This window comes from Herbidospora sp. RD11066, assembly GCF_054661255.1.
In genome coordinates this window covers 178,028-202,016 of record NZ_BAAGDO010000004.1, presented here as the reverse complement: position 1 = coordinate 202,016, position 23,989 = coordinate 178,028, and the positions used below count along the sequence as shown (strand labels likewise).

Here is a 23,989-nt window from a genome sequence, read left to right as displayed (position 1 = left end):
CGGACCACTCATCCAACACCCGGTTCGGGGTCAATGCCAGTCGAAGAGGGGATCGCCCGCTTCGACCGGTCCGCTCACCACGCCGGAGACGCTCTCCGGCCCGGCGTCCAGGGCGATCACCGGGCACACCGGCGAATACCCCTCCTCGTCGACGGCATGCGGATGCCAGGCGACGACCGGTTGCCCGGCCGTGACGAGGTCGCCTTCCGCGGCGAGGGTCTCGAAACCCACGCCGCGCAGCTTCACGGTGTCGACGCCGAGGTGGGTCAGCACCCCCCGGCCGTCGTCGCCGACCACGATGTAGGCGTGCGGGTGGAGCTTCACCAGCCGCCCGGCGATCGGCGCGACCGCGACCTGCGGCCCTCGGGCCGGGTCGACGGCCGCGCCCGGACCCACCATGGCCTGCGAGAACACGGGATCGGGCACGGCCGGGAGCCCGATCGCCCGGCCGCTCACCGGAGAGTGGACGGTCGTCAAGCGAAGTCCAGCAGGTCGTCGATGTCGCTGGCGATCGTGTCGGCCTCCGGCCCGACGACGACCTGGACGATGTTCCCGGTGACCATGACACCGTGCGCGCCCGCGGCCTTCAACGCGGCTTGGTTGATCTTGGAGGCGTCGTGCACCTCGGTCCGGAGCCGGGTGATGCAGGGCTCGATCTCGATGATGTTGCCCGGCCCGCCCAGGGCCGCAATGATCTTGCGCGCATCCGCCATGACGCCTCCTCTGGATCTTTTGGCCGAACCCTACTCGTCGGTCTGGGTCACCTTGTTGAGGCCGCGGGGCGCGTCGGGGTCGTACCCGAGCCTGCGCGCCAGCGCCTCGGTGAGCAGCTGGCCGGGCACGATCAGCCCCAGCGGTGCCACCCATTCGGGCAGGTCGGGACCGTTGAGCGAGGCGGTGGAGACGTTCTGCAGAGCCGCGCCCCCGCCGACGCCGTAGGAGGCCGCGCCCGCGCCGGTCACCCGCTCGGCCAGCGCGATCGTGCCGGCCAGGGTCGGCCCCTCACCGGCGGCGACCAGGATCGCCGGGGTGTCGGCGTCGACCACGGCGATCGGCCCGTGCAGCAGGTCGGCGTAGGACAGGCCCATGGCGTGCAGGTAGCAGGCCTCCTTGAGCTTCAGCGCGAGTTCGAGCGCGGTCGAGAAGGCCAGCCCGCGCCCCGACACGACCACGCCCGGCTTGTCGGCCAGCCCCTCGACCAGGGCGTCGATGTCGCCCGGGTCCTCGATGAGCTTCTGGATGGCGTCCGGGACCCTCTGAAGATCGTCCTGGTGGACGTCGGCTCCGAGGCCCAGCGCCAGCACCGCCATGGCCGCCAATTGGGTCGTGTACGTCTTGGTCGCGGGCACCGCCTTCTCCTCCCCGGCGACCGTGCACAGGGCGAGATCGGCGGCGCGCGCCAGCGGGCTCTCCTCGCCGCCGTTGGTGATGGCCACCGTCTTGGCGCCGCAGTCGCGGGCCCAGTCGAGGGTCTCGACGATCTCCTCGGTGCGTCCCGACTGGGAGACGGCCACGGCGAGCACACCGTCGAGGTCAATCTTGCGGCGGTAGGTTGTGGCGATGGACGGCGCGGCCAGCGCCGCCATCCGCCCGGCGTGTGACTCGATCAGGTAGCGGCCGTAGATCGCGGCGTTGTCCGAGGTGCCACGGGCGATGAACAGCAGGTGGCGGGTCTGTCCGGCGAGAGAGGTGACATCGGGGATTCGGGGGAGCAGGGCGTCCAGCGTGGCGCGCAGGGCGGCCGGCTGTTCGGCGATCTCACTGCGCATCTTCGTCGTCGTCACGTGCCCATCCTGTAATCGGTCCGTACGTTGACAGACATTTCGGCGGTGTGGTCTAGTCCGGACTAGACCAGTACGAACCATAACAAAGCGGAGAGGGGAGGCGACAGTGGCCGGCATCGACACCCGGGGAAGCGGCGCCACCATCGACCCGGACAGCCCTGTCCCGAAGTACTTCCAGCTCCGCGAGATCATCCTCGATCTCATCGAGAACAACGAGCTGCCCATCGGCGCGGCGATCCCGTCGGAACGCGAGCTGTGCCAGCGCTTCGGGCTGTCCCGCATGACCGTGCGCCAGGCTGTCGACCACCTGGTCAGCGAGGGCAGGCTGCACCGCGTACCGGGAAAAGGGACCTTCGTCGCGAGGCCGAAGATCGAGCTGGCCCTCCAGCTCACCTCGTTCAGCGACGACATGCGCGCCCGCGGCCTGGAGCCCGGCAGCCGCGACCTCGACCGCCGCGTGGTCCGCGCCAGCGCCCACCTGGCCCGCGAGCTCGGCATCGCCCCGGGTGACGAAGTTCACTTCATCGAACGCCTCCGCACCGCCGACGGCGAGCCCCTGGCGATCGAGCGCGCCCACATCCCGCTGGCCCTGGCCCCCGACCTGGAGAGCTACGACCTCTCAGGCCGATCTCTGTACGCGCTCCTGGAGTCCCGATACGGTCTGATCCTCGACGCAGGGGAACTCACCATCGACGGCGGCATCGCCGACCCCAGCGACGCCGACCTGCTGAAACTCTCCCGCGGCGGGGCCGTGCTGCTGCTCTCGCGCCGGTCCTACGCGGGCGGAGTCTGCGCTGAGTTGGGCGTGTCGACCTACCGGGCCGACCGCTACCAGCTCCGTACGCTCCTGGAGCCACGGCGGGCCTAGACACCCCGGCAGACTCGGGAGGGACGATGACCGCTGCGATGACCGTGATGTCGCGGATCGGGCGCTCCCTCATGCTGCCGATCGCGGCCCTCCCCGCGGCGGCGATCCTGCTGAGGGTCGGCCAGGACGACCTGCTCGGCCGGACCGACAACGCCACCCTCGACAAGGTGGCCCGGATCGTCGGCGGAGCGGGCGGCGCCCTGTTCGACGCGCTGCCGCTGCTCTTCGCGATCGGCGTGGCAGTCGGCTTCGCCCGCAAGTCCGACGGCTCGACGGCCCTGGCCGCCGTGGTCGGCTACCTGGTCTGGGACCGGGTCACCCACCTGATGTTCTTCGACTCCTCGCTGCGCCCCCGGGTCGCCCAGACGGTCGTCACCGCCGGAACCCCCGCCGAGGCCCTGAACCTGGCCGCCGCCAACCCGACCGGCGTGCTCGGCGGGATATTGATGGGCCTGGCGGCGGGGATCCTGTGGCAGCGCTACCACCGGATCAAGCTCCCGGCGTGGCTGGCGTTCTTCGGCGGGCGCCGGTTCGTCCCCATTCTGACCGCCCTGGCCGGACTGATCCTGGGCGTGGTCTTCGGCCTGATCTGGCCGCCGATCGGCCAGGGGCTGTCGTCGTTCGGCGACTGGCTGGCGACCCACTCGACGCTGGGCGCCGGGATCTACGGGGTGGTGAACCGGGCCCTGATCCCGTTGGGCATGCACCACTTCGTCAACTCGATCGTGTGGTTCACCGTGCCCGACTGCGCCGTGAACGGCGTCCACACCGCCGGAGACCTGAACTGCTACTTCGCCGGCCAGGACGGCGCCGGAGCCTTCATGGCCGGATTCTTCCCGGTGATGATGTTCGGCCTCCCGGCGGCGGCCATCGCGATCTGGCGCGCCGCTCCCCCGCACCGCCGCAACGCGGTCGGCTCCATCATGATCTCGGCGGCCCTGGTGTCGTTCGTGACCGGCATCACCGAGCCGATCGAGTTCGCCTTCATCTTCGTGGCGCCGGTGCTGTTCGTGGTCCACGCCCTGCTGACAGGCCTGTCGATGGCCTTGGTGGCGGGTCTGGGCGGGCGCCTGGGCTTCGGCTTCTCCGGCGGCGCCATCGACGCGACCCTGAACGCGACCAAGGACAACACCCACAACTTCGCCCTCATCATGGCGATCGGTGTCGTCTACTTCGTCGTCTACTACGCGGTCTTCACGTTCCTCATCAAACGCCTCAACATCATGACCCCAGGCCGCGAACCCGACTCCGACCTCGACCCGGCCAACTGAGCCGCACCCAACGTCGGCCCCTTGTCGGCCTCTCGGCACCGGCAGCGAGCGCGCCGCTCTGCCAACTGGAGCTTCGGGCTCGCACTCTCAGTTGAAGTGACGGTGGGCCGAGTGCCCTGCGGTCCATACCAACCCGGTCGCTTCTATCGGCATGTATGCCGATCCGGCCCTGTCCAATGACAACGGAAACCTACGGCCGCGTATCCGGCCTGGACGTCCGAAACCTCTTACCGGTGTCCCTATCACTCCGACTTCCCCCGGAGCCCTCGATGCCTCTCCCCCGCCTCGCCCCGATCCCCACCCCCGACCCCGTGTACGCCCACGACCGTCTCCTGACCTCAGTCCACGCGCAAGGCTCCCCGGCCGACGGCAGGGAGGAACCCCTGGCCGAGATCCACCGGATCCGCCGTCCGATCCCCCGGACACACGGCTCCCTGGCGCTGGCCCACGAGCCGGAGACGGCACCCGCGCCCGGCCCGGTCCCCGACGAGCGCCGCCTGCGCGCCCTGGCCCAGGCGCTGGCCGAGATCCTGGCCGGACGCCGCCCACCCCAGACGATCCAGGACCGCCTCAGCGGCCGGGCCTACGCCAGCCTCCTGCGGGCCGGAAAGATGATCAACACCACCCGCCCGCCATGGGTAGGAGTGCCCCGCGTTCAGCACCCGAAGGACGACATCGTGGAAATGTGCGCCCTCGTCCGCTGCACACCCCGCTGCCACGTCCTGGCGGCCCGCCTGGAGCGCCACGGCGTCCAATGGGTACTGACGGAGTTCGAAACCGCCTGACCCCCTCTCCGCCCAGCTGGAGCCGAGCACGGGAGGTTCTATGGGCGCCCCCTCGGTAGGTGCTTCCGAGTCTGGTGACGGTTCCGCTCACCCAGTTCTGGGGCAGCAGCACCCGCTCCCCTACTTCCTTGTCCGTCGCAGGTCTGCCGTGACGACCATGCGGCAGGAGCATGCGCCCCGCTGAGCACCGATTGCGCACTCGCGGCGCTCAGCGGGGCCGGGCAAGGACCGCTGGGCGCCGATGCGCACTCACGGGGTTCAGCGAGGCCGGGCAAGGATGCAACGCCAGGCAAGGACTCGGCACAGAACCCGTAGGCCGCCCGGACAATCGATTCAGCGTGGGGCGGGCTCAGGTCGTACAGAAAAAACGAAGCCCTCTCCTCGATGGTGAGGAGAGGGCTTCGGTTTGCGGCGGTTAGGCCGTGGCGTTCTTCGGGTCGCCGTGGCAGCGCTTGTACTTCTTGCCTGAGCCGCAGGGGCACGGGGCGTTGCGCTCGACGTTGCCGTAGTTGGCGCGCTGCTCCGGCGAGGAGCGGCGGACCTCGACCTCGCCGTCTTCGCCCGGGGCGGTGTAGATCATCTCGCGCTGCGGGCGGCGCAGGGCGTTGGCGATGATCGAGCCGGCCTCGGCGACGGCCGAGTTGGGCTCGGCGCCCGCCTCGTAGGAGATCGGGCTCTCCTCGACCTGCTGCGGCGGCTGGACGCGGAACAGCATGTTGACCGAGTTCTCCTTGATGCCCTCGAGCATCGCGGCGAACATGTCGTAGCCCTCACGCTGGTATTCGATCAGCGGGTCGCGCTGGGCGTAGGCGCGGAGGGCGATGCCCTCCTGGAGGTAGTCCATCTCGTAGAGGTGCTCGCGCCACTTGCGGTCGAGGACCTCGAGGACGACGCGGCGCTCGAGGTCACGCATGGTCTCGGCGCCGAAGTCCTCTTCGCGCTTCTTGTAGGCGGCCAGCGCGTCGGCCTTGATCTTCTCGTCGAGCAGGGAGGCGTCGATGCCCTCGCGGCCACCGGCTTCTTCGGCCAGTTCGTCGATCTTGACGGAGATCGGGTAGAGCTGGCGGAAGGCGTTCCAGAGCTTGTCGAGGTCCCACTCTTCGGCGAAGCCGTCGGCGGTGGCGCCCTTCACGTAGCCGTCGACGACGTCTTCGACGAAGGAGGTGACCTGGCCGTGCAGGTCGGCGCCCTCGAGGACCTTCTGGCGCTCGGCGTAGATCACCTTGCGCTGGCGGTTCATGACCTCGTCGTACTTGAGGACGTTCTTGCGGATCTCGAAGTTCTGCTGCTCGACCTGGTGCTGGGCCGAGGCGATCGCCTTGGACACGATGCCCGACTCGATCGGCTGCTCTTCGGGGATGTTCAGCCGCGTCATGATCATCTCGACCCGGGCCGAGTTGAACAGGCGCATCAGGTCGTCTTCGAGCGACAGGTAGAAGCGCGACTCGCCGGGGTCACCCTGACGGCCGGAACGACCGCGCAGCTGGTTGTCGATGCGGCGGGACTCGTGGCGCTCGGTGCCGAGGACGTAGAGACCACCGAGCTCGGTGACCTCCTCGTGTTCGGCCTTGACCGCTTCCTTCGCCTTCTCCAGCGCCTCGGGGTAGGCCTTCGTGTATTCCTCGGCGGTCTCGACCGGGTCGAGGCCGCGGTTGCGGAGCTCGAGGTCGGCGCGGAACTCGGGGTTGCCGCCGAGCATGATGTCGGTGCCTCGACCGGCCATGTTGGTGGCGACGGTGACGGCGCTCTTGCGGCCCGCCTCGGCGATGATCGCGGCCTCACGCGCGTGGTTCTTCGCGTTGAGGACCTCGTGGCGGACGCCCTTGTGCTTGAGCATCCGCGACAGCCGCTCGGACTTCTCGACGGAGGTGGTGCCGACGAGGACCGGCTGACCGGCCTCGTAGCGCTCCTTGATGTCGTTGACGCACGCCATGAACTTGGCGTCTTCCGACTTGTAGACCATGTCGGACTGGTCTTTACGGACCATGGGCCGGTTCGTCGGGATCGGCACGACGCCCAGCTTGTAGGTCTGGTGGAACTCGTTGGCCTCGGTCGTGGCCGTGCCGGTCATGCCGGACAGCGTGGTGTAGAGGCGGAAGTAGTTCTGGAGGGTGATCGTGGCGAGAGTCTGGTTCTCGTCCTTGATCTTCACGGCTTCCTTGGCCTCGATGGCCTGGTGCATGCCCTCGTTGTAGCGGCGGCCGTGGAGCACTCGGCCGGTGAACTCGTCGACGATCAGGACCTCGCCGTCGACGACGATGTAGTCCTTGTCCTTCTTGAACAGTTCCTTCGCCTTGAGGGCGTTGTTCAGGTATTGGACGAGGTGGGTGTGCTCCGGCTTGTAGAGGTTGTCGATGCCCAGCAGGTCTTCGACCTTCTCGACGCCGGCCTCGAGGATGCCGACCGTGCGCTTCTTCTCGTCGACGACGTAGTCGCCGGTGCTCTCGGTGCCGTCTTTGCCCTCGACGCCCTTGCGGAGGCGGGGGACGATCTTGGCGAACTCGGAGTACCACTTGCCGGACTGCTCACCCGGACCAGAGATGATCAGCGGGGTGCGGGCCTCGTCGATGAGGATCGAGTCGACCTCGTCGACCACGGCGAAGTTGTGACCGCGCTGCACGAGCTCCTCGAGCGACCACGCCATGTTGTCGCGCAGGTAGTCGAAGCCGAACTCGTTGTTGGTGCCGTAGGTGATGTCGGCGGCGTACTGCCGGCGGCGCTCGTCGGACGGCATGTTGGCCAGGATGCAGCCCACCTCGAGGCCGAGGAACCGGTGGACCCGGCCCATGGTCTCGGAGTCACGCTTGGCCAGGTAGTCGTTGACCGTGACGACGTGGACGCCCTTGCCGGAGATGGCGTTCAGATAGGCCGGGAGAGTACAGGTCAGGGTCTTGCCCTCACCGGTGCGCATCTCGGAGATGTTGCCCATGTGGAGGTTGGCGCCGCCCATGATCTGCACGTCGAAGTGACGCTGGCCGAGCACCCGGCGGGCCGCCTCACGGACCGCGGCGAAAGCCTCGGGCAACAGATCGTCGAGGGACTCACCCTCGGCGTGGCGATCACGGAACTCCTGGGTCTGTGCCCGCAACTCCTCGTCGGAAAGACTCTTGAAGTCTTCTTCAATGGAGTTGACCTGCTCGGCGATGCGCTTCAGCTTGCGCAGCGTCTTACCTTCGCCGGCGCGGAGAATTCGGTCGAGAATGGCTGCCACTTTGCTAAAGCTCCTCGCAGGTCTGAGGACGAGACACACTTCCCCTGTGCCATGGTAGGCCGTTCGACCACCTGACACAGCCACCACGAGTTCTTGACGGGGAGTGGCGCGGCGGGCCGGGGGACAAGGTCGATAGGCTCAACCCTGTCAAACGTAGGAAGACCGTCTGGTGTTCCAGACCGGGGCAACAACAGACGCGAGTCGGGTAGGGCGGTATGGCAGAGACCTCACACCAGGGAAGCCACGCGGGCAGCGCGAAGTCGTGGGTGGCGGTGACGACCATCCTGATCGGCACGATCATCAGCGGCGCGGCCCTCACCGGGCTGGGTGGCGACACCGCCAACTGGACCATGGTCTGGGTCGGCGTCGGCGTGTCGGCCGTCGGCGCGGTCCTCGCGCTGGTCTTCGACGTCTTCTCCGACGTCGTCATCGACGCCCCCCGCGTCATGGACGCCAACCAACACCACTCCCCCTTCGAGCACTAGTTTGATCGGGCAGATTCAAAGCGGGACCCGTCCTCCCTTCGGGCGGCCGGGTCTCGTGTCTCGAACTGTCGGTGGCCGGGATTACTCTCGGGCGGATGGACCTCACGGCCGACGAGGCACGACGGATCATCCTGCGCGCTCAGGGATTTCTGGGGGCGGCCGGGCGTAAAGGCGGCACCGCAGGGATGCTGCGCCGCCTCGGTGCGGTGCAGCTCGACACGATCTCGGTGCTGGCGCGTTCCCATGAGCTGGTGGCCTATTCCCGGCTCGGGGCGGTGGAGCGGCCCGCGGTCGAGAAGGCCTACTGGGGTGGCGGGGCCTTCGAATACTGGTGTCACGCGGCCTGCATCCTGCCCGTCGAGCACTGGCCGGTTTACTCGTTCCGGCGCCGCGCCTACCGTGATCGCAAGTTCCGGTGGCACGAGGTGCCAGCGACGGTCGGTGAGATCCTCGACCGGGTCCGCCGCGACGGGCCGCTGACGACCGGCGACATCGGCGGCGCCAAGAAGGGCGGGCCGTGGTGGGACTGGTCCGACTCCAAGATTTCCATCGAGTTCCTGCTCGACGTCGGTGACGTCGTCTGCGTCCAGCGGGTGGGCTGGCGGCGGGTCTACGACCTGGCCGAACGCGCGATCCCCGCCGAACACCGCGAGGTCGACCTCACCGACGAAGAGGGCGTGACCCGGCTGACCACGATCGCCGGCCGCTCGCTGGCCGTGGCGACCCGGGCCGACCTGGTCGACTACACCCGGGTCAAGGACAAACACGCCGCCATGCTCGACGACGCGCTGCTCAGTGGCGCCAGCGGGCTGGTCCCCGTGCACGTTTCAGGCTGGCCCCCGGCCCGCAGGGGCGGCCCCAACGCCTGGGCCGACCCGGAGGCGCTGGCCCTGGGCGAGGCCCGTGGCCGCCACCGCACCACTCTGCTCAGCCCGTTCGACTCCCTGATCTGGGAGCGGGCGAGGGCCGAGCGTATCTTCGGCATGGCCCACCGCCTGGAGGCCTACGTCCCGAAGGACAAGCGCATCCACGGCTACTTCGCGATGCCGGTCCTCCACGGCGGCAAACTGATCGCCCGCGTCGACCCGGCCCGAGAGGGCACGACGCTGGTGGCCAAACGAGTGACCCTCCAGCCCGGCGTGACCAAGCTCGACGCGGTCGAGGAAGCGCTCAGGGAAGCGGCGACCTGGGTCGGCTGCACGGGAGTGCGCATCGAAGAGATCCGGTAGCCACCCCGGCTTGCCCACGACCAAAGTGACAGCGGCGTCCCTCCCCGATAACACCCACCGGCTCGGGAGCCGCAGCGGGGCCCGAAATCGCCCGCGTCGAGCGCAGAGAGCCCTTGGCAGCCGCGAAACGCCGCCGGAATCCTCGTCAGCCCCCGCGTTATCGCTACCATCTCGCGTCACACAGGTCAGGGCCCGATCGATGGGCCCCTCAGGTCAGGTGATCTCCAGGAGGCGCTCGCGCACTGCGTAGACGACCGCTTCCATGCGGCTGTGCAGTTGGAGCTTCTCCAGGATGTTGCGCACGTGGTTCTTCACCGTGTTCTCGGAGATGAAGAGTTCCTTCGCGATTTCGCGGTTGTTCATCCCCTTCGCCACCAGCCGGAGCACTTCCATCTCGCGCTCGGTCAGGCGCGGGACGGGAAGCTGCGGGGGCCGCTCGGCCTCTTTGCGGCTGATGCTGGCGAACTCGGTGATCAGTTTGGTCGCCATGGCGGGGTTGATGAACGACTGCCCGCTGTGGACGCCGCGCACGGCGTCGGGGACCTCGTCGATCTGCACGTCTTTCAGGAGGTAGCCCGTCGCGCCGGCCTTGAAGGCCTCGAAGAGGTCTTCCTCCTCGTCGCTGGCGGTGAGCATGATGATGCGGGTCGTCGGCATGCTCTCTTTGATCGCCCTGGTCGCCTCGATGCCGTCGCGCCTGGGCATGCGCACGTCCATCAGCACGACGTCGGGCAGCAGCTTCTCGGCGAGGACCACGGCCTCCTGACCGTCGCTCGCCTCTCCGGCGACCTCGATGTCGGCCTCGGCCTGGAGAGCGAGCACCAGGCTGCGGCGGATCAGCGAGTGATCATCGACGATCAGCACACGGATCGGCTCACCGCGCCCCGTGGCACGGCTCGAGTCGTCTCGTACGCTGCGGTCGCTCACAGCTCCTCCTCGTCGGGGGGCCAGGTAGCCGGATCGCCATCATGACATGGGTTCCAGTTCTGGCGAGGATCTCGCACGCGCCATGCGCCCCGCACACGGGCGGGGCGCATGGTTCGCGCTTCGTCTCTGTCTACAGACAAAACGGTGAAAGGGGTGGCGCGGGTTCAGCCTTCGACGAGCCGCAACACGCCGTAGTCGTATCCGCGACGCCGATATACGACGCTCGGGTGGCCGCATTCTTTGTCACGGAACAGGAAGAAGTCGTGGCCGACCAGTTCCATCTCGAGGAGGGCCTGCTCGATGGTGATGGCGTCGGCCTGGTGGAACTTCTCGCGGACGACGAGGGGGCCGTCGCCGTCCTGCTCTATCGGGATGATCGGTTCGGTGTAGCCGTTCTTCGGCTTCTGCGGCGGGAGGTAGTCGTCGTGGAGCAGGTCGGGCTCGGGCAGCGTCGCCACCGGTTCGCCGAGGCCGTTGTCGGCCAGGGACGCGGTGAACTCCGCGACCGAAGGAGGGCAGTTCTTGCCGTGATGGATCTTGCGGCGGTCGCTCAGCCGCCGCAGGCGTGATTCCAGCTTTCCCAGAGCGATGTCGAGCGCCGCGAACCTGTCGTCGGCCGCCGCCTCGGCCCGGACCGCCGGGCCCTTGGAGTGGATGGTGAGCTCCACCCGCTCCCTCTGGTCGCTCAGCCGCGGGTTCTTCTCCGTAGAGACCTCTACGTCGACGCGGATGAGACGGTTGTCCAGTCGCTCGATTTTGGCCAGCTTGGAAGTCACGTGATCACGGAAACGGTCGCTCACTCCTGTGTGCCGTCCCTTGACGATGATGTCCACGCAAAAGCCCCCTTCGCCTCTCGACTGACATGAAGGAGCACCCGTTCGGCCGACCTGGTCTTCGTCCCCACATCCGCCTGCTGAGGGGTTCGCGGCTCTGAGCCACTACTGCCCTTCTCTCCTGGCGGGAGACATCTGGACTCCCGGGGAGGCAGGACTTACCTCTAAGCCGCACCGTGATCGGTCGACCAAGAGTCGCCTTACGTGGACCGTTTCGCCTGCGGCTGGCATCGGCTAGCCAGGCCGAACCCCCGAGGGGACTCGGTCCGGCGCAACCACGGACCCGAACGGGTGCCATGTCCTGAACGCTAGTCGCTGCCCGGCCGAATGTCAGCCGCGAGCCACGCCAAAGGATCACTTTCGGTGATTTTTCGGCAGGCGCGCGGGAGCCACCCATGGGCCGGGGCGTCATGGGCTCACCCGCACGCGATCCCGTCAAGGGTCTCCTGATCTGGGAGTTCATATGGTCGTCGACACCCGGATGTCACTTGGAAGCCAGGTCGTTATTTGACTGTTTCTTTACCTACAGTCATCTCAGCGAATTTGCGACCGCCGGGCGTGTCGCATAACCGGCACCCGTTTACGGGTGGCCGCAACGGTGACCGCGCAGGTGGTCTCGGCGCCCGCCGCCCGCAGCGCGCGGGCCGCCTCTGCGAGGGTGGCGCCGGTCGTGACCACGTCGTCGACCAGCACGACCCGGCCCCGGGGCACGGGCTTCGAGGTGAACGCCCCGGCCAGGTTGGCGGCCCGCTGCGCGGAGGTCAGGCCCGACTGGTCGGCGACCTTCCGGGCGGGCCGCAACACGGGCGCGACCGTGACCTGGGCGCCTGTGGCCCGCAGCCGTCTGGCCGCGACCTCGGCGATGCGGCGTACCGGATCATGGCCTTTGGCTCTTCTCGACCGGCGGGTGCTGGGCACCGGCACCAGCACCAGCGGGCCCTCCAGCGGGAGGTGCGCCATCGCGCCGGCCAGGCAGGTGCCCAGCGCGGCGCCGAGGGCGGTGCGGCCTCGCTCCTTGTACGCGATCAGCACCCGCCGCGCCACCCCGTCGTAACCGGCGGCGGCCCAGCACTCGGGCAGGCCCTCAGGGGGCGCCTCGGGGGCGTGACGGCGGGGCGGGGCGGTCAGCTCGGCCGCGCACCGGGGGCAGACCAGAGACCCCCGGCCGCCGCAACCGGCGCACCGAGGGGGGACGAGCAGATCGAGCACCGCGTCGAGCACGCGGACCACCATGACACTCCCTGCCGACAATTTGTGAAGCTCACCCAAGAGGGTAGGCGGGGAAGCTGGAGCCGTCCTTCACCAGGAGGTTCCACTTCTTGCCGTCCCACACCGTGAGGGCGCCGTTCTCGTCGCTGGCCAGGATGCGCGAATCGGTGCTCGTGATGGACGTGAGCCGCTTGGACAGCTCGATCGGGGTCTTCTCGTCGCCGTCCAAGATCGGGTAGGCTGCCAGAGCCTGCTGAGGGCCGTTCGGAGAGTCCTTCTCCGTCAGCACCAGCAGGGTGGTGGCGTCCTTCCAGGCGACGTCCTTGATCTTCTGCCCCTCCTCCGAGGGCACCAGCGTCTCCAGCGCACCGACCCGGTAGGTCCGGCCGCGCACGATGGAGCCTATCTGGACGGTCTGCCCAGAGCCGGTGTCGGCGACGACCGCGACCCTGACACCGTCGCGGGCCACCCGGAACGCCGAGACGTCGGCGTTCTCGAGCTCGGCGGCCAGCACCGGCGACTGACTGCCGACCGTCGACGACCGCCAGACCTGCGACTTGCCGCCGGCCGACTCGACCGACCAGACCTCGCCGTTGCGGTCCCACGAGGGCGGCGTGAGGCGGCCCTGGGCGTTGATCCAGCGCTGCCACGGGCTGCCGTCGACCAGCTGGGTGGCCCAGATGCCCGTCTCGTCGCCCATCAGCGCGGCCACCTGGTCGCGGTCGCCGGCGGAGACGGCGGCGTGGTTGAACGGCCGGGTCGCCTGCCCGGCCGCGCCCAGCACGGGGGTGGACTGCTCGCCGTCCTTGGCGGCCCGGTACATCATGCCGTCGCGGACGAAGTAGCCGGGGACGTCGCCGGTGACCACGGTCGGGTCGTAGGCCGGGAAGTCGGTCGGCTTGAAGCGGATGCCGCCGCCGGGGAAGGTCTCGCCGTCGACCAGGATCTCGATCGTCCGGCCGCCGATGCGGTCGGTGCCGAGCGACCAGGCCAGCTGGGCCTGCATCGCCTTGATCCGGTCGGGGCTGCTGCGCAGGCCGGAGATCTCGTGGGAGAAGTCGACGTAGAGCGTGTCGCCCTCGACCTTGATCCCGTTGAGCTCGGTGCCCTTGGGGTAGACGTTCTCGACCGCGCCCGCCAGCGGGCCCGACGGGCCTTCCAGGAGCGTGCGGATGAGCGACTCGGGCAGGCCCTTGCTGGGGTCGATCGGCACCCGCACCCGGTCGGCCACCAGACCGGTGAACGACAGGTTCGGGAAGTAGATCTCGACGGGGGCGTAGGCCCTCAGGAGGTCGCTGCGGAGCAGGATCAGGCCCGCCGGGGCCTCGGAGATGCGCCACTCGCCGTTGACCCTGATCAGCGTGAACGACTCGTCAACCGCCTCGTCGGAGGAGGCCGCGCGGTAGCGGCCGCCCTTCTCCAGCGTGGCGACCTTCTTGCCCTTGAACGAGACGGCGAACTTGTCGGCGTCCTCTTCCGGCAGGTCGTCGGCGAAGCGGCAGTCGCAGACCGTCGTCGCGGTGGCCCACGGCTTCCAGCCGGTCGCCGCCGTGCCGGTCAGATATTGCCGGGCGATCTTGCGTTCGGGGTCGTCGAAGCTGGCCATCGCGGCCTGGAAGCCGCGCACGATCTCCACGGCGGTCGCGTCGGGCCGGGGCGGCTGGGCCAGGATGCGCACGTACGTCTGGCTGAGGATGTCGCCGCCGCGCTCCTCCTCGCTGGCCGTCGGCGGGTTGCCGCTGGAGGGCACGATCGTGCAGCCCGTGAGGGTGACCGCCGTCGCCACCAGCGCGAAGACACGTTTAGTCGACATCGAACACCCCCGATTCCCCCACTGCGGCCGACAGCACCGGCGTCACGTGGCCGCGCCACGTGCGCCGCATCTCGACCTCGGGCGGCACCAGCGGCAGCGGCGACCCCTTCAGGACGGTCCCGGCCGTGCGGGGCAGCGAGAGCCGGAACTGGGTGCCCTCACCCGGGGCGCCCCAGGCCTGCAGCCAGCCGCCGTGCAGGATCGCGTCTTCACGGGAGATGGCCAGGCCCAGGCCGGTGCCGCCGATCGTGCGGGCCCGGGACGGGTCGGCCCGCCAGAAGCGGTCGAAGACCATGTTCTCCTCGCCCGCCCGCAGGCCCACGCCGTGGTCGCGGACGGCGATGGCCACCGCGTCGCGGTCGGCCCCGAGAGTGACCACGATGTCCTTGCCCTCGCCGTGCTCGATCGCGTTGAACAGCAGGTTGCGCAGGATGCGCTCGATGCGGCGCGAGTCGCACTCGGCCATGCACGGATCGGTCGGCAGGCGCAGCTCGAACCGGGTGGCGTGGCGTTCGGCCAGCGCCTCGGAGTCGCCGACGGCCCGCAGCACGGTGTCGCGCATGTCGATCGACTCGAGGTCGAGGGTGGCGGCGCCTGCGTCGTAGCGGCTGATCTCCAGCAGGTCGGCGAGCATCGACTCGAACCGTTCGAGCTGGGCCTGCATGAGCTCGGCCGAGCGGGAGGCCATGGGCTCGAAGTCCTCGCGGGCGTCGTAGAGCAGGTCGGCGGCCATCCGGACGGTGGTGAGCGGGGTGCGCAGCTCGTGGGAGACGTCGGAGACGAACTGGCGCTGCACCTGGGAGAGCTCCTCGAGCTGGTGGATCTTGAGCGCGAGGTTGGAGGCCATCTCGTTGAACGAGGCGGCGAGGCGGGCCAGGTCGTCTTCGCCGCGGACCTTCAGCCGCTCCTCGAGGCGGCCGGAGGCCAGCCGCTCGGCGGCCTGGCGGGTCAGCCGCACGGGCGTGACGACCTGACGCGTGACGAGTGAGGCGATCGCGGCCAGCAGCAGCACCAGACCGGCCCCGACCAGCACGAGGAGCTGGAGGACCGAGCTGAGGGTCTCCTCCTCCTCGTTGAGCGGGAACAGGTGGTAGACCTCGTAGTAGCCGTTGGTGGGGCTGTAGACCCGCTTGCCGATGACCAGCCCCGACACGCTCTCGCCGCTCAGGTAGCGCAGCGGGCTGTAGCGCGGGAGCGTCTGGTCGCTGGTGTCGTCGCGCACCTGCTGGCGGAACTTCGGCGGCACGCTCTTGGCGGCGTCGATGTTGAGGGTGGCCCGGTCCTGGCCGACGGCGTCCTGGTTGAAGATGACCACCGCGTAGCGCGCCCCGGCGCGCTGGGCCAGCACGTTGATCGCCTGGTCGGCGGGGTCGGGCGGCGGCGAGGCGGCCGGGTCTTCGTCGTCGGCCGGAACCGTCACGGCGGCGTTGGCCAGGTAGTCGGTGATCGTCAGCACGTTGGCGCGGGCCTCGGCGGTGGCCGCGTCGGTCCGTCCGGCCAGCATGGTCCGGTTGATCGACTGGAACAGGAAGACGCCCAGCACGGCCACGACGACCATCGAGATCAGCAGGGTGGACGTCACCACCCGCATCTGGAGGGACCGCCGCCAGGCCGAACGCGCCCGCCCGGCGTAGCGCCGAGCACGACGACGGACCCCCCGGGCGATCTGCCGGGGAGTCCGTCGGGGGCGCTTCTTGGCCATCTGGATTAGGCGGGACCGGCTTTGTACCCGACACCGCGGACCGTCACGACGATCTCGGGGTGTTCGGGGTCTTTCTCTATCTTCGCGCGGAGCCGCTGCACGTGGACGTTGACCAGCCGCGTGTCGGCGGCGTGGCGGTAGCCCCAGACCTGCTCGAGCAGTACTTCCCGGGTGAAGACCTGACGCGGCTTGCGGGCGAGCGCGACCAGCAGGTCGAACTCCAGCGGCGTGAGGTTGATGGTCTCGTCGAACCGCTTGACCGAGTGGCCCGCGACGTCGATCGTGATGTCGCCGATCTGCAGGATCTCGGGGGTGGGCTCGTCGGTACGGCGCAGCCGCGCCCGCACCCGGGCCACCAGTTCCTTGGGCTTGAACGGCTTGACGATGTAGTCGTCGGCGCCCGATTCGAGGCCCAGCACGACGTCGATCGTGTCGCTCTTGGCGGTGAGCATGACGATCGGCACGCCCGACTCGGCGCGGATGCGCCGGCACACGTCGATGCCGTCGGCCCCGGGCAGCATCAGGTCGAGCAGCACGAGATCGGGGCGGGTGTCGCGGAACGCGTCGAGCGCCTTGTCGCCGTCTGACACGAAGGACGGTTCGAAACCCTCCCCGCGCAAGACGATGCCGAGCATCTCGGCGAGAGCGGCGTCGTCGTCGACGACCAGCACGCGTCCTTTCATGGCCCCTCATTCGTTCTTCGGCGCAGCTAAGGAGGTATTTGGGCGATTTATCGGAAGGTTACCCGTGACCCTGCGGTAGATGAAACACGACCGTGACAAAGGACGAAGTTTAGGCCCAAATGGCAGGGCGTGCCGCTACCGTAACGAGAATCCCAAGAACAGGCCACGTTCCAAGTGTGCTTCATGCGGCCCTGCGGCGGTGGCCGCACCATGCCAGGATTGGGACATGACAGACGGCCCCGGCGATCGTGAGCAGCCGCCTCCCGGCTGGTCCCCCACGCAACCGCCCGCATACGGCGCGCCCGGTCCCTGGGCCGCACCCCACGACCAGGGCTCCTATCCGCCGCCTCCGCCGCCCCCGCCCGGCGGCGGCTACTACCCGCCGCCCGGCCACCACTATGGGGCTCCGGTCCTCAAGCCGGGCATCATCCCGTTGCGTCCGCTGCAGCTGGGCGACCTCTACAACGGCGCGGTGGCGGTCATCCGGGCCAACCCGAAGGCGACGCTCGGGCTGTCGGCTCTGGTGGTGACGGTCGCCGAGATCATCACGCTGGCGATCCAGCTGCCCGCGTTCGGTGCCTTCGTCGGCGCCGCGACGCTCAACGAGCAGGCGCTGGCCGAGAACCCCGAGCTCATCATCGGCCCCATGCTGTCGTTCCTGGGCAGCACGATGCTGGGTCTGGTGGTGACCTCCGTGGCCATGGTCGTGCTGACCGGCATGCTCACCGGGATCGTCGGGCGGGCCGTCTTCGGCGAGAAGATCTCGATCGGCACGGCCTGGAACCTGGTCAAGGGCCGGGTGGTGCCGCTGATCGGGCTGGCGCTGCTCCAGGTCCTGATCGTGTTCGGCATCTTCCTGGTGCCGCTCGCCCTGCTGCTCTTCCTGATCGCCGGGGGCCTGCCGACCGGGCCGTCGGTGCTGCTGGGGCTGTTCCTGATCGTCGGCGGCGTCTGCCTCGCGGTGTTCTTCTACACCAAGCTGAGCATGGCGAGCTCGGCGATCGTGCTGGAGGGCATCGGCGTCGGCGCCGCGATGAGCCGATCGTTCCGGCTGGTCAAGGGCGACTTCTGGCGGGTCTTCGGCATCCTGCTGCTGACCTCGGTCGTGGTCGGCCTGGTGGCCGCCGCCGTGTCGGCGCCGTTCTCGCTCTTCGGCTCGGTCGGCGACCCGGCCACGGCGCTGGACACCACGCAGTTCTACATCGCCGCCATCCTCGGGGGCGTCGGCGCCATCATCGCCGGCACCATCACCAACCCGTTCACGGCCGCGGTCACCACCCTCCTGTACGCCGACCGCCGCATGCGCGCCGAAGCGTTCGACCTGGTCCTCCAGACCGAGGCCGTGGAGCGTCAGCAGGGCGCCCCCGGCGCCGGCCACGACAACCTGTGGCGCCCGCGCAACCCATGGTCCTAGACGTCCCGGTCGAGATCGGCCGCGAGGCCGCCCGAGAGGCCGCCCTCCGTGAGCTCGCCGACCCCGCCTACCCGAAGCCGTCGTGGCTCGACCGGCTGGTCGACCGGGTCTGGGAGCTGATCCGCGAACTGCTCGACCGCGCCTCGGGTGTGCCCGGGGGCTGGCTGACGCTGCTGGTGCTCGTGCTGATCCTGGCCGTCGTCGTGGTCGCGCTGGTGCGGGCGGCGAGGAAGGCGTCCGGCTCCGGGCGGGCGGCGGGCGGCGGCCTGTTCGGGGAGACCCTGCTGGGGGCCGCCGAGCACCGGGTGCTGGCCGAGCGCCACGCCGAGGCCGGGGAGTGGGCCCAGGCGATCCGGGAGCGTCTGCGGGCCATCGCCCGTGAGCTGGAGGAACGCACGATCGTGGAGCCCATGCCCGGCCGTACCGCCACCGAACTGGCCGCCGAGGCGGGCCGGGCGCTGCCCGCGCTGGCCGCCGACCTCGACCGTGGCGCCCGCACGTTCTCCGACGTCACCTACGGCGAGCGTCCCGGCACCCCCGAGGGCTACGCCCTGCTGACCGACCTCGACGGGGCGGTCCGGCGGGAGAAGGCGGCGCTGCGATGACGTCCACCACCCCTACGATCACCGAGCGGTGGCGGTCGTGGCGCGGCGTGCTGGGCGTGTTCGGGCTGATCGTCGCCGCGGCCACGCTGGTCGTGCTGGCCTCCGGAACCCGCGCCGGCGGGCGGCTCGACATCGAGGCGACCACCGGCCCCGGCGCCCGCGCGCTGGCCGAGCTGCTGCGCGGGCAGGGCGTCGAGGTCAACCAGGTGACGACCTTCGACGACGCCATCGCGCAGGCCGAAGGGTCGCTGCTGGTGGTGGCCAGGCCCGAGTTCCTGGTCGACGCCGCCCGGCTGGCCGAGCTCGCCGGGCGGCCGGGCGCCCGGCTGCTGATCGGGCCGACCGGGCCGGTGCTGGCGGCGCTGGCGCCCGGGGTGACGTCCACCTCCGGCGCCTCCGAGGAGGTGCGCGGGCCCGGCTGCGGGCTCAGGGCGGCCACGCTGGCCGGAGACGCCCTGACCGGTGGCCCGGTCTTCGCGAAGGCGACCTGCTACGGCGGCACGCTCGCCGTCACCGGCGAGGTCACCGTGGTCGGGTCGGGCACGTTCATGACCAACGGAAGGCTGGCCGAGAACGGCAACGCCGCGCTGGCGATGAACCTGGCGGGCACCCACCAGCGGGTCACCTGGTTCGCGCCCCGGTTCCCGCTCGGCGTGCCCGAGGGTGGCGCGAAGACGATCGACCAGCTGATCCCGGCGAACATCGGCTGGTTCGTCTGGGCGCTGGTCCTGGCGGTGCTGCTCACCGCCCTGTGGCGGGGCCGCCGCCTCGGTCCCGTGGTCGAGGAGCGGCTGCCGGTGGTCGTCCGGGCCGCCGAGACCGTCGAGGGCCGGGGCCGCCTCTACCGCGCCCGCGGCGCCCGCGACCGGGCCGCCCTGGCGCTGCGCGAGGCCGCGCTGGCCCGGCTGACGCCCCGGCTCGGCCTCACCGCGACGGCCGGCCCCGACGAGATCGTTACGGCGGTGACCGCCCGGACCGGGCAGGATGGCGGGCAGGTCCGCCAGACCCTCTACGGCGACGCCCCGGCGGGCGACGCCGCCCTGGTCGCCCTGGCACGCGACCTCGACACCATCGAAAGGCAGGTACGAGACTCGTGACGACACCTGACGCCGCCCGCGAGGCGCTGGCCGCGCTCCGGGCGGAGGTCGCGAAGGCCGTGGTGGGGCAGGACGCGGTGGTCTCCGGTCTGGTGATCGCGTTGCTGTGCAGGGGCCACGTGCTGCTCGAAGGCGTGCCGGGTGTGGCCAAGACCCTCCTTGTGCGGACCCTCGCGCAGGCGCTGTCGGTCGACTTCAAGCGGGTGCAGTTCACCCCCGACCTGATGCCGGGAGACGTGACGGGCTCGCTGGTCTACGACGCGCGTACCGCCGAGTTCGAGTTCCGCGCCGGGCCGGTCTTCACGAACCTGCTGCTGGCCGACGAGATCAACCGCACCCCGCCGAAGACCCAGGCCTCGCTGCTGGAGGCCATGGAGGAACGCCAGGTCAGCGTCGACGGAACGCCCCGGGCGCTGCCCGACCCGTTCATCGTGGCGGCCACCCAGAACCCGGTCGAGTACGAAGGGACCTACCAGCTCCCCGAGGCGCAGCTCGACCGATTCATGCTGAAGCTGACCGTGCCGCTGCCGGGGCGCGACGACGAGATCGCGGTGCTCAGGAGGCACGCCGAGGGGTTCGACCCGCGCGACCTGTCCCACGTGAAGCCGGTGGCCAGTGCCCAGGACCTCGCGGCGGGCCGCAAGGCGGTCGCCGAGACCCACGTGTCGCCCGAGGTGCTCGCCTACATCGTCGACCTGGCCCGCGCGACCCGGCAGTCGCCGTCGCTCCAGCTCGGCGTCTCGCCCCGTGGGGCGACCGCGCTGCTGGCGGCGGCCCGCGCCTGGGGCTGGCTGTCGGGGCGCGACTACGTGACGCCCGACGACGTGAAGGCGCTGGCCCGGCCCGCGTTGCGGCACCGGGTGCAGCTGCGGCCCGAGGCCGAGCTCGAAGGAGCGACCGCCGACGGGGTGCTCGACGGCATCCTGGCGTCCGTCCCCGTGCCGCGCTGATGGCGCTGACCGGGCGGGCCGCGCTGCTCGCGGTCGTGGGGGCGCTGGTCGTGCTCGTCGCGCCCGCGCCCGCCTTCGCGTTCTGGCTGGTCGTCGCGGTGATCGTCGCGGTGATCGCGGTCGATCTGGCACTGGCGGGGAGCGTGCGGGCGCTGCGGTTCGAGCGGTCGGAAGATCCGCGTGTACGACTCGGGGAGGCCGCCGAGATCACTCTGCTGGTGGCCAACCCGGGTGGGCGGCGGGTGCGTGGCCTGCTGCGGGACGCGTGGCCGCCGAGCACCCGTCCGGCCCCCAGAGAGCACGACGTCGACATTCCGGCCGGAGAACGGCGTCGGGTGACCACCACGCTGCGTCCGGTCCGCAGGGGCGACTTCACGGCCGCGGGGGTCACGGTCCGGGCGCTGGGGCCGCTCGGGGTGGCGGCCCGGCAGGGGTCGCATCAGGTCGGGGGCCGGATCAGGGTGCTGCCGCCGTTCCTGTCCCGGCGTCACCTGCCCGCCAAGCTGGCGCGGCTGCGGGCCATCGACGGGCTCAACCCGGTGCAGATCCGGGGGCAGGGCACCGAGTTCGACTCACTGCGCGAATACGTGGTGGGCGACGACGTGCGCTCGATCGACTGGCGGGCCACCGCGCGCCGCGCCGACGTCGTGGTGCGCACCTGGCGGCCCGAGCGCGACCGGCGGGTGCTGATCGTGCTCGACACCGGCCGCACCTCGGCCGGGCGGGTGGGCGTCGACCCCGCGTCGGGCGACCCGAACGGCTGGCCCCGGCTCGACTGGGGCATGGACGCCGCCCTGCTGCTGGCCGCCCTCTGCGCGCGGGCCGGTGACCGGGTCGACTTCCTCGCCTACGACCGCGCGGTGCGGGCCCAGGTCACGGGTGGCGGCCGGGGCGACCTGCTGCCCGGCCTGGTGACGGCGATGGCGCCGCTGGAGCCGGAGCTCGTGGAGGCCGACGCCCACGGGATGGTGGCCGCCGTGCTGGCGCGGATGCGGCGCCGCAGCCTGGTGGTCATCCTGACCGACCTCAACGCGACCGCCCTCGACGAGGGCCTGATCCCGCTCCTCCCCCAGCTCGCCTCCAAGCACCTGGTGCTGCTGGCCGCCGTGGCCGACCCCCGCGTGGCCGCGCTGGCCGCCGGGCGGAACGGCGCCGAGGAGGTCTTCGACGCGGCTGCGGCCGAACGCCAGCGGGTCGAACGCCGCCAGGTGACCGCGCGACTGCGCCGCCACGGCGCAGAGGTCGTCGACGCCCTCCCGGAAGACCTCGCCTCGGCCCTGGCCGACGCCTACCTCAGCCTGAAAGCCGCCGGACGGCTCTAGGCGGTCGGCACGTGATCCGGGGCGTCGGTGATGTCGCCCGTTTCGCCTGCTCTGGCGGCTCGGCGGCCGTAGACGAACACGTACAGGAGGAAGAGGAGTTCGGCGGTGGCGCCGATGCCGATGCGGGCCCAGGTCGGCAGCGGGGACGGGGTGACGAGGGCCTCGATGAGGCCCGAGACCAGCAGGACGACCGCGAGGCCGAGGACCACCGCGACCACCGCGCGGCCCTGTTCGGCGAGCACCTGGGCGCGGGGGCGCGGGCCCGGGGCGATCAGCGACCAGCCGACCCGCATGCCCGCGCCGGCCGCGAGGAAGACCGCCGTGAGTTCCAGCAGGCCGTGGGGGGTGATCAGGCCGAAGAACACGTCGCCCCGGCCCGCGTCGATCATGATCCCGCCGGTCAGGCCGACATTGGCGGCGTTCTGAAAGAGGATGTACGGAATCAGCACGCCCCCGATCACCGACGAGGCGATGCACTGGGCCGCCACCCACGCGTTGTTCACCCACACGTGCGCGGCGAACGACCCGGCGGGGTTCTCGCTGTAGTAGTCGGCGAAGTCGTGCTCGACGAGCTGCCTGATCTCCTCGGGGGTGCCCATCGCGGCCCGCACGTCGGGGTTGGCCGCCACCCACGCCCCCACGGCCACCGCGACGATCAACGACGCCACGGTCGCGCCCAGCCACCACCGCCACGACCGGTAGCAGACCACGGGGAACGAGACCGTCCAGAAGCGGAGGAACTCCCGCCAAGCGGGCGCGTGGGCGCCGGTGACGGCCGACCGCGAGCGGGCGACCAGGGCCGACAGGCGGCCGGTCAGCACGCCGTCGCGGGAGACCGAGCGGGCGATCGACAGGTGGGTGGACACCCGCTGGTAGAGCTCGACCAGTTCGTCGACCTCGGGGCCGGTCAGTTTGCGGCGCCGCTTCACCAGGTCGTCGAGCCGGTCCCAGGTGGGCTGGTGGGCGGCTCGGAAGGCGTCGATGTCCACGATCGCGAGCCTAGTAGGGTCGGGACATGTCCGAAGTGCCGCGCCCTGACGTCGTGACCGGCGACGCCGTGGCGCTCGACGTGCCGCTGGCCCAGCTGCCGATCCGGGTGGCCGCGTTCCTGATCGACCTGCTGGTGCAGATCGTGCTGCTCGTCGGGGCCTTCCTGCTGATCGCGTTCGCGACCGGCGACATCGACGAGTCGCTGGCGACCGCGCTGGTCATCGTGTCGCTCGTGGCGATCCTGGTCGGCTATCCGGTGATCTTCGAGAGCCTGTCGCGGGGCCGCAGCCTGGGCAAGATCGTGTTCGGCCTGCGGGTGGTCGCCGACGACGGCGGGCCCGAGCGGTTCCGGCAGGCGTTCTTCCGCGGCCTGACCGCGATCGTCGAGATCTACCTGCTGACCGGCGCCCCCGCGGTGATCTGCTCGCTGATCAACCAGAAGGGCAAGCGGCTGGGCGACCTGTTCACCGGCACCGTCGTCATCTCGGAGCGCCCGCCGAAGGATTCCGGGCCGCCGCCCGAGATGCCGCCGCAGCTCGCCGCCTGGGCGGCCACTCTGGAGCTGACCGGCCTCACCGACGACCTGGCCACCGTGGCGCGGCAGTATCTGACCCGGCTGCCGCAGCTCTCGCCGATCACCGCCGACCAGATGGGTTACCGCATCGCCTCACAGGTGTCCGCGCGGGTGCAACCGCCGCCGCCACCAGGGGTTCCGCCCTACGCCTACCTGGCCGCCGTGCTCGCCGAACGCCGCCGCCGCGACATCGCGAGGTTTAGCGGTGGACGCCAGGGGCAGTTGTGACGATCGCAG

The 23,989-nt window shown here is 70.3% G+C and carries 22 protein-coding genes; 11 read left to right on the top strand and 11 right to left on the bottom strand.

Translation table 11 applies throughout. From position 1 onward, the window contains the following. Positions 1-30: 30 nt before the first annotated feature. The 3 genes from ACYQ78_RS17750 to ACYQ78_RS17740 are packed head-to-tail and all read right to left on the bottom strand — an operon-like array spanning position 31 to position 1,769. Positions 31-477 (bottom strand): PTS sugar transporter subunit IIA, encoded by a 447-nt coding sequence (locus tag ACYQ78_RS17750; protein WP_459801952.1) that lies wholly within the window; start codon positions 475-477, stop codon positions 31-33. After that, positions 474-713, bottom strand: a complete 240-nt coding sequence (locus ACYQ78_RS17745) for a glucose PTS transporter subunit EIIB (protein WP_459801951.1) — start codon at positions 711-713, stop codon at positions 474-476. The genes ACYQ78_RS17750 and ACYQ78_RS17745 overlap by 4 nt, the downstream gene beginning before the upstream one ends. Positions 714-743: 30 nt before the next feature. Then, entirely contained in the window at positions 744-1,769 is a 1,026-nt protein-coding gene (locus ACYQ78_RS17740) for an SIS domain-containing protein (RefSeq protein WP_459802411.1), read from the bottom strand. A gap of 121 nt (positions 1,770-1,890) precedes the next feature. Here ACYQ78_RS17740 and ACYQ78_RS17735 point away from each other — a divergent pair, with 121 nt between their 5' ends. The 3 genes from ACYQ78_RS17735 to ACYQ78_RS17725 all read left to right on the top strand — a co-directional run bounded on the left by ACYQ78_RS17735 (position 1,891) and on the right by ACYQ78_RS17725 (position 4,708). Then, the gene (locus tag ACYQ78_RS17735) at positions 1,891-2,652 is read left to right on the top strand and encodes a GntR family transcriptional regulator (RefSeq protein WP_459801950.1); all 762 of its coding nucleotides are present in this window, start codon (positions 1,891-1,893) and stop codon (positions 2,650-2,652) included. Positions 2,653-2,678: 26 nt separating this feature from the next. Beyond that, on the top strand, positions 2,679-3,923 hold the full coding sequence (locus ACYQ78_RS17730) for a PTS transporter subunit EIIC (protein ID WP_459801949.1): 1,245 nt from the start codon (positions 2,679-2,681) through the stop codon (positions 3,921-3,923). A gap of 269 nt (positions 3,924-4,192) precedes the next feature. Beyond that, positions 4,193-4,708 carry an Rv3235 family protein gene (locus ACYQ78_RS17725; protein WP_459801948.1) on the top strand — a complete coding sequence of 172 codons (516 nt, stop codon included), beginning with the start codon at positions 4,193-4,195 and terminating at the stop codon, positions 4,706-4,708. 415 nt (positions 4,709-5,123) lie between these two features. Here ACYQ78_RS17725 and secA read toward each other — a convergent pair whose 3' ends face one another. Then, positions 5,124-7,919 carry a preprotein translocase subunit SecA gene (gene secA / locus ACYQ78_RS17720; protein WP_459801947.1) on the bottom strand — a complete coding sequence of 932 codons (2,796 nt, stop codon included), beginning with the start codon at positions 7,917-7,919 and terminating at the stop codon, positions 5,124-5,126. A 215-nt stretch (positions 7,920-8,134) separates the two neighbouring features. On the opposite strand from secA, the gene ACYQ78_RS17715 reads away from it, so the two are divergent. Together ACYQ78_RS17715 and ACYQ78_RS17710 are read left to right on the top strand one after the other, a co-directional pair. Further along, the gene (locus ACYQ78_RS17715; protein WP_459801946.1) at positions 8,135-8,404 is read left to right on the top strand and encodes an HGxxPAAW family protein; all 270 of its coding nucleotides are present in this window, start codon (positions 8,135-8,137) and stop codon (positions 8,402-8,404) included. 95 nt (positions 8,405-8,499) lie between these two features. Continuing rightward, a complete protein-coding gene (locus tag ACYQ78_RS17710) occupies positions 8,500-9,633 on the top strand; it encodes a winged helix-turn-helix domain-containing protein (RefSeq protein ID WP_459801945.1) in 1,134 nt (377 codons plus the stop codon). A 213-nt stretch (positions 9,634-9,846) separates the two neighbouring features. On the opposite strand, the gene ACYQ78_RS17705 is transcribed toward ACYQ78_RS17710, so the two are convergent. The 6 genes from ACYQ78_RS17705 to mtrA form a co-directional block, all read right to left on the bottom strand. Continuing rightward, a complete protein-coding gene (locus tag ACYQ78_RS17705) occupies positions 9,847-10,560 on the bottom strand; it encodes a response regulator (protein ID WP_459801944.1) in 714 nt (237 codons plus the stop codon). Between the two features lie 164 nt (positions 10,561-10,724). Further along, positions 10,725-11,393: a ribosome hibernation-promoting factor, HPF/YfiA family gene (hpf, locus tag ACYQ78_RS17700; RefSeq protein WP_459801943.1), complete on the bottom strand. Its 669-nt coding sequence runs from the start codon at positions 11,391-11,393 to the stop codon at positions 10,725-10,727. 534 nt (positions 11,394-11,927) lie between these two features. Next, positions 11,928-12,626, bottom strand: a complete 699-nt coding sequence (locus ACYQ78_RS17695; protein ID WP_459801942.1) for a ComF family protein — start codon at positions 12,624-12,626, stop codon at positions 11,928-11,930. A gap of 28 nt (positions 12,627-12,654) precedes the next feature. Further along, positions 12,655-14,415 carry an LpqB family beta-propeller domain-containing protein gene (locus ACYQ78_RS17690; RefSeq protein WP_459801941.1) on the bottom strand — a complete coding sequence of 587 codons (1,761 nt, stop codon included), beginning with the start codon at positions 14,413-14,415 and terminating at the stop codon, positions 12,655-12,657. Continuing rightward, the gene (mtrB, locus tag ACYQ78_RS17685; protein WP_459801940.1) at positions 14,405-16,117 is read right to left on the bottom strand and encodes an MtrAB system histidine kinase MtrB; all 1,713 of its coding nucleotides are present in this window, start codon (positions 16,115-16,117) and stop codon (positions 14,405-14,407) included. The genes ACYQ78_RS17690 and mtrB overlap by 11 nt, the downstream gene beginning before the upstream one ends. Positions 16,118-16,122: 5 nt before the next feature. Then, on the bottom strand, positions 16,123-16,800 hold the full coding sequence (mtrA, locus tag ACYQ78_RS17680) for an MtrAB system response regulator MtrA (protein WP_030451251.1): 678 nt from the start codon (positions 16,798-16,800) through the stop codon (positions 16,123-16,125). A 226-nt stretch (positions 16,801-17,026) separates the two neighbouring features. Between mtrA and ACYQ78_RS17675 the strand changes: the two genes are divergently transcribed. From ACYQ78_RS17675 to ACYQ78_RS17655, 5 genes are read left to right on the top strand one after another with little or no spacing between them, the layout of a single operon-like run. Next, positions 17,027-18,214, top strand: coding sequence for a DUF7847 domain-containing protein (locus ACYQ78_RS17675; RefSeq protein ID WP_459801939.1), 1,188 nt, complete (start codon positions 17,027-17,029; stop codon positions 18,212-18,214). Continuing rightward, entirely contained in the window at positions 18,205-18,819 is a 615-nt protein-coding gene (locus ACYQ78_RS17670; protein WP_459801938.1) for a DUF4129 domain-containing protein, read from the top strand. Before ACYQ78_RS17675 ends, ACYQ78_RS17670 begins: the two co-directional genes overlap by 10 nt. After that, positions 18,816-19,916: a DUF4350 domain-containing protein gene (locus ACYQ78_RS17665; RefSeq protein ID WP_459801937.1), complete on the top strand. Its 1,101-nt coding sequence runs from the start codon at positions 18,816-18,818 to the stop codon at positions 19,914-19,916. The genes ACYQ78_RS17670 and ACYQ78_RS17665 overlap by 4 nt, the downstream gene beginning before the upstream one ends. Next, positions 19,913-20,866, top strand: a complete 954-nt coding sequence (locus ACYQ78_RS17660; RefSeq protein WP_459801936.1) for an AAA family ATPase — start codon at positions 19,913-19,915, stop codon at positions 20,864-20,866. The genes ACYQ78_RS17665 and ACYQ78_RS17660 overlap by 4 nt, the downstream gene beginning before the upstream one ends. Then, on the top strand, positions 20,866-22,188 hold the full coding sequence (locus ACYQ78_RS17655) for a DUF58 domain-containing protein (RefSeq protein ID WP_459801935.1): 1,323 nt from the start codon (positions 20,866-20,868) through the stop codon (positions 22,186-22,188). The genes ACYQ78_RS17660 and ACYQ78_RS17655 overlap by 1 nt, the downstream gene beginning before the upstream one ends. On the opposite strand, the gene ACYQ78_RS17650 is transcribed toward ACYQ78_RS17655, so the two are convergent. Then, entirely contained in the window at positions 22,185-23,177 is a 993-nt protein-coding gene (locus ACYQ78_RS17650; protein WP_459801934.1) for a stage II sporulation protein M, read from the bottom strand. The genes ACYQ78_RS17655 and ACYQ78_RS17650 overlap by 4 nt on opposite strands. Before the next feature lie 26 nt (positions 23,178-23,203). Between ACYQ78_RS17650 and ACYQ78_RS17645 the strand changes: the two genes are divergently transcribed. Continuing rightward, positions 23,204-23,980, top strand: a complete 777-nt coding sequence (locus ACYQ78_RS17645; RefSeq protein ID WP_459801933.1) for an RDD family protein — start codon at positions 23,204-23,206, stop codon at positions 23,978-23,980. Positions 23,981-23,989: the final 9 nt, after the last annotated feature.

Excerpts from the sequence above, each read along its gene's own strand:
- ACYQ78_RS17745 (WP_459801951.1), bottom strand. The coding sequence starts at position 713 with ATGGCGGATGCGCGCAAGATCATTGCGGCCCTGGGCGGGCCGGGCAAC.
- ACYQ78_RS17740 (WP_459802411.1), bottom strand. The coding sequence starts at position 1,769 with ATGCGCAGTGAGATCGCCGAACAGCCGGCCGCCCTGCGCGCCACGCTG.
- ACYQ78_RS17730 (WP_459801949.1), top strand. The coding sequence starts at position 2,679 with ATGACCGCTGCGATGACCGTGATGTCGCGGATCGGGCGCTCCCTCATG.
- ACYQ78_RS17725 (WP_459801948.1), top strand. The coding sequence starts at position 4,193 with ATGCCTCTCCCCCGCCTCGCCCCGATCCCCACCCCCGACCCCGTGTAC.
- ACYQ78_RS17715 (WP_459801946.1), top strand. The coding sequence starts at position 8,135 with ATGGCAGAGACCTCACACCAGGGAAGCCACGCGGGCAGCGCGAAGTCG.
- ACYQ78_RS17710 (WP_459801945.1), top strand. The coding sequence starts at position 8,500 with ATGGACCTCACGGCCGACGAGGCACGACGGATCATCCTGCGCGCTCAG.
- ACYQ78_RS17695 (WP_459801942.1), bottom strand. The coding sequence starts at position 12,626 with ATGGTGGTCCGCGTGCTCGACGCGGTGCTCGATCTGCTCGTCCCCCCT.
- ACYQ78_RS17690 (WP_459801941.1), bottom strand. The coding sequence starts at position 14,415 with ATGTCGACTAAACGTGTCTTCGCGCTGGTGGCGACGGCGGTCACCCTC.
- mtrB (WP_459801940.1), bottom strand. The coding sequence starts at position 16,117 with ATGGCCAAGAAGCGCCCCCGACGGACTCCCCGGCAGATCGCCCGGGGG.
- mtrA (WP_030451251.1), bottom strand. The coding sequence starts at position 16,800 with ATGAAAGGACGCGTGCTGGTCGTCGACGACGACGCCGCTCTCGCCGAG.
- ACYQ78_RS17675 (WP_459801939.1), top strand. The coding sequence starts at position 17,027 with ATGACAGACGGCCCCGGCGATCGTGAGCAGCCGCCTCCCGGCTGGTCC.
- ACYQ78_RS17670 (WP_459801938.1), top strand. The coding sequence starts at position 18,205 with ATGGTCCTAGACGTCCCGGTCGAGATCGGCCGCGAGGCCGCCCGAGAG.
- ACYQ78_RS17665 (WP_459801937.1), top strand. The coding sequence starts at position 18,816 with ATGACGTCCACCACCCCTACGATCACCGAGCGGTGGCGGTCGTGGCGC.
- ACYQ78_RS17655 (WP_459801935.1), top strand. The coding sequence starts at position 20,866 with ATGGCGCTGACCGGGCGGGCCGCGCTGCTCGCGGTCGTGGGGGCGCTG.
- ACYQ78_RS17645 (WP_459801933.1), top strand. The coding sequence starts at position 23,204 with ATGTCCGAAGTGCCGCGCCCTGACGTCGTGACCGGCGACGCCGTGGCG.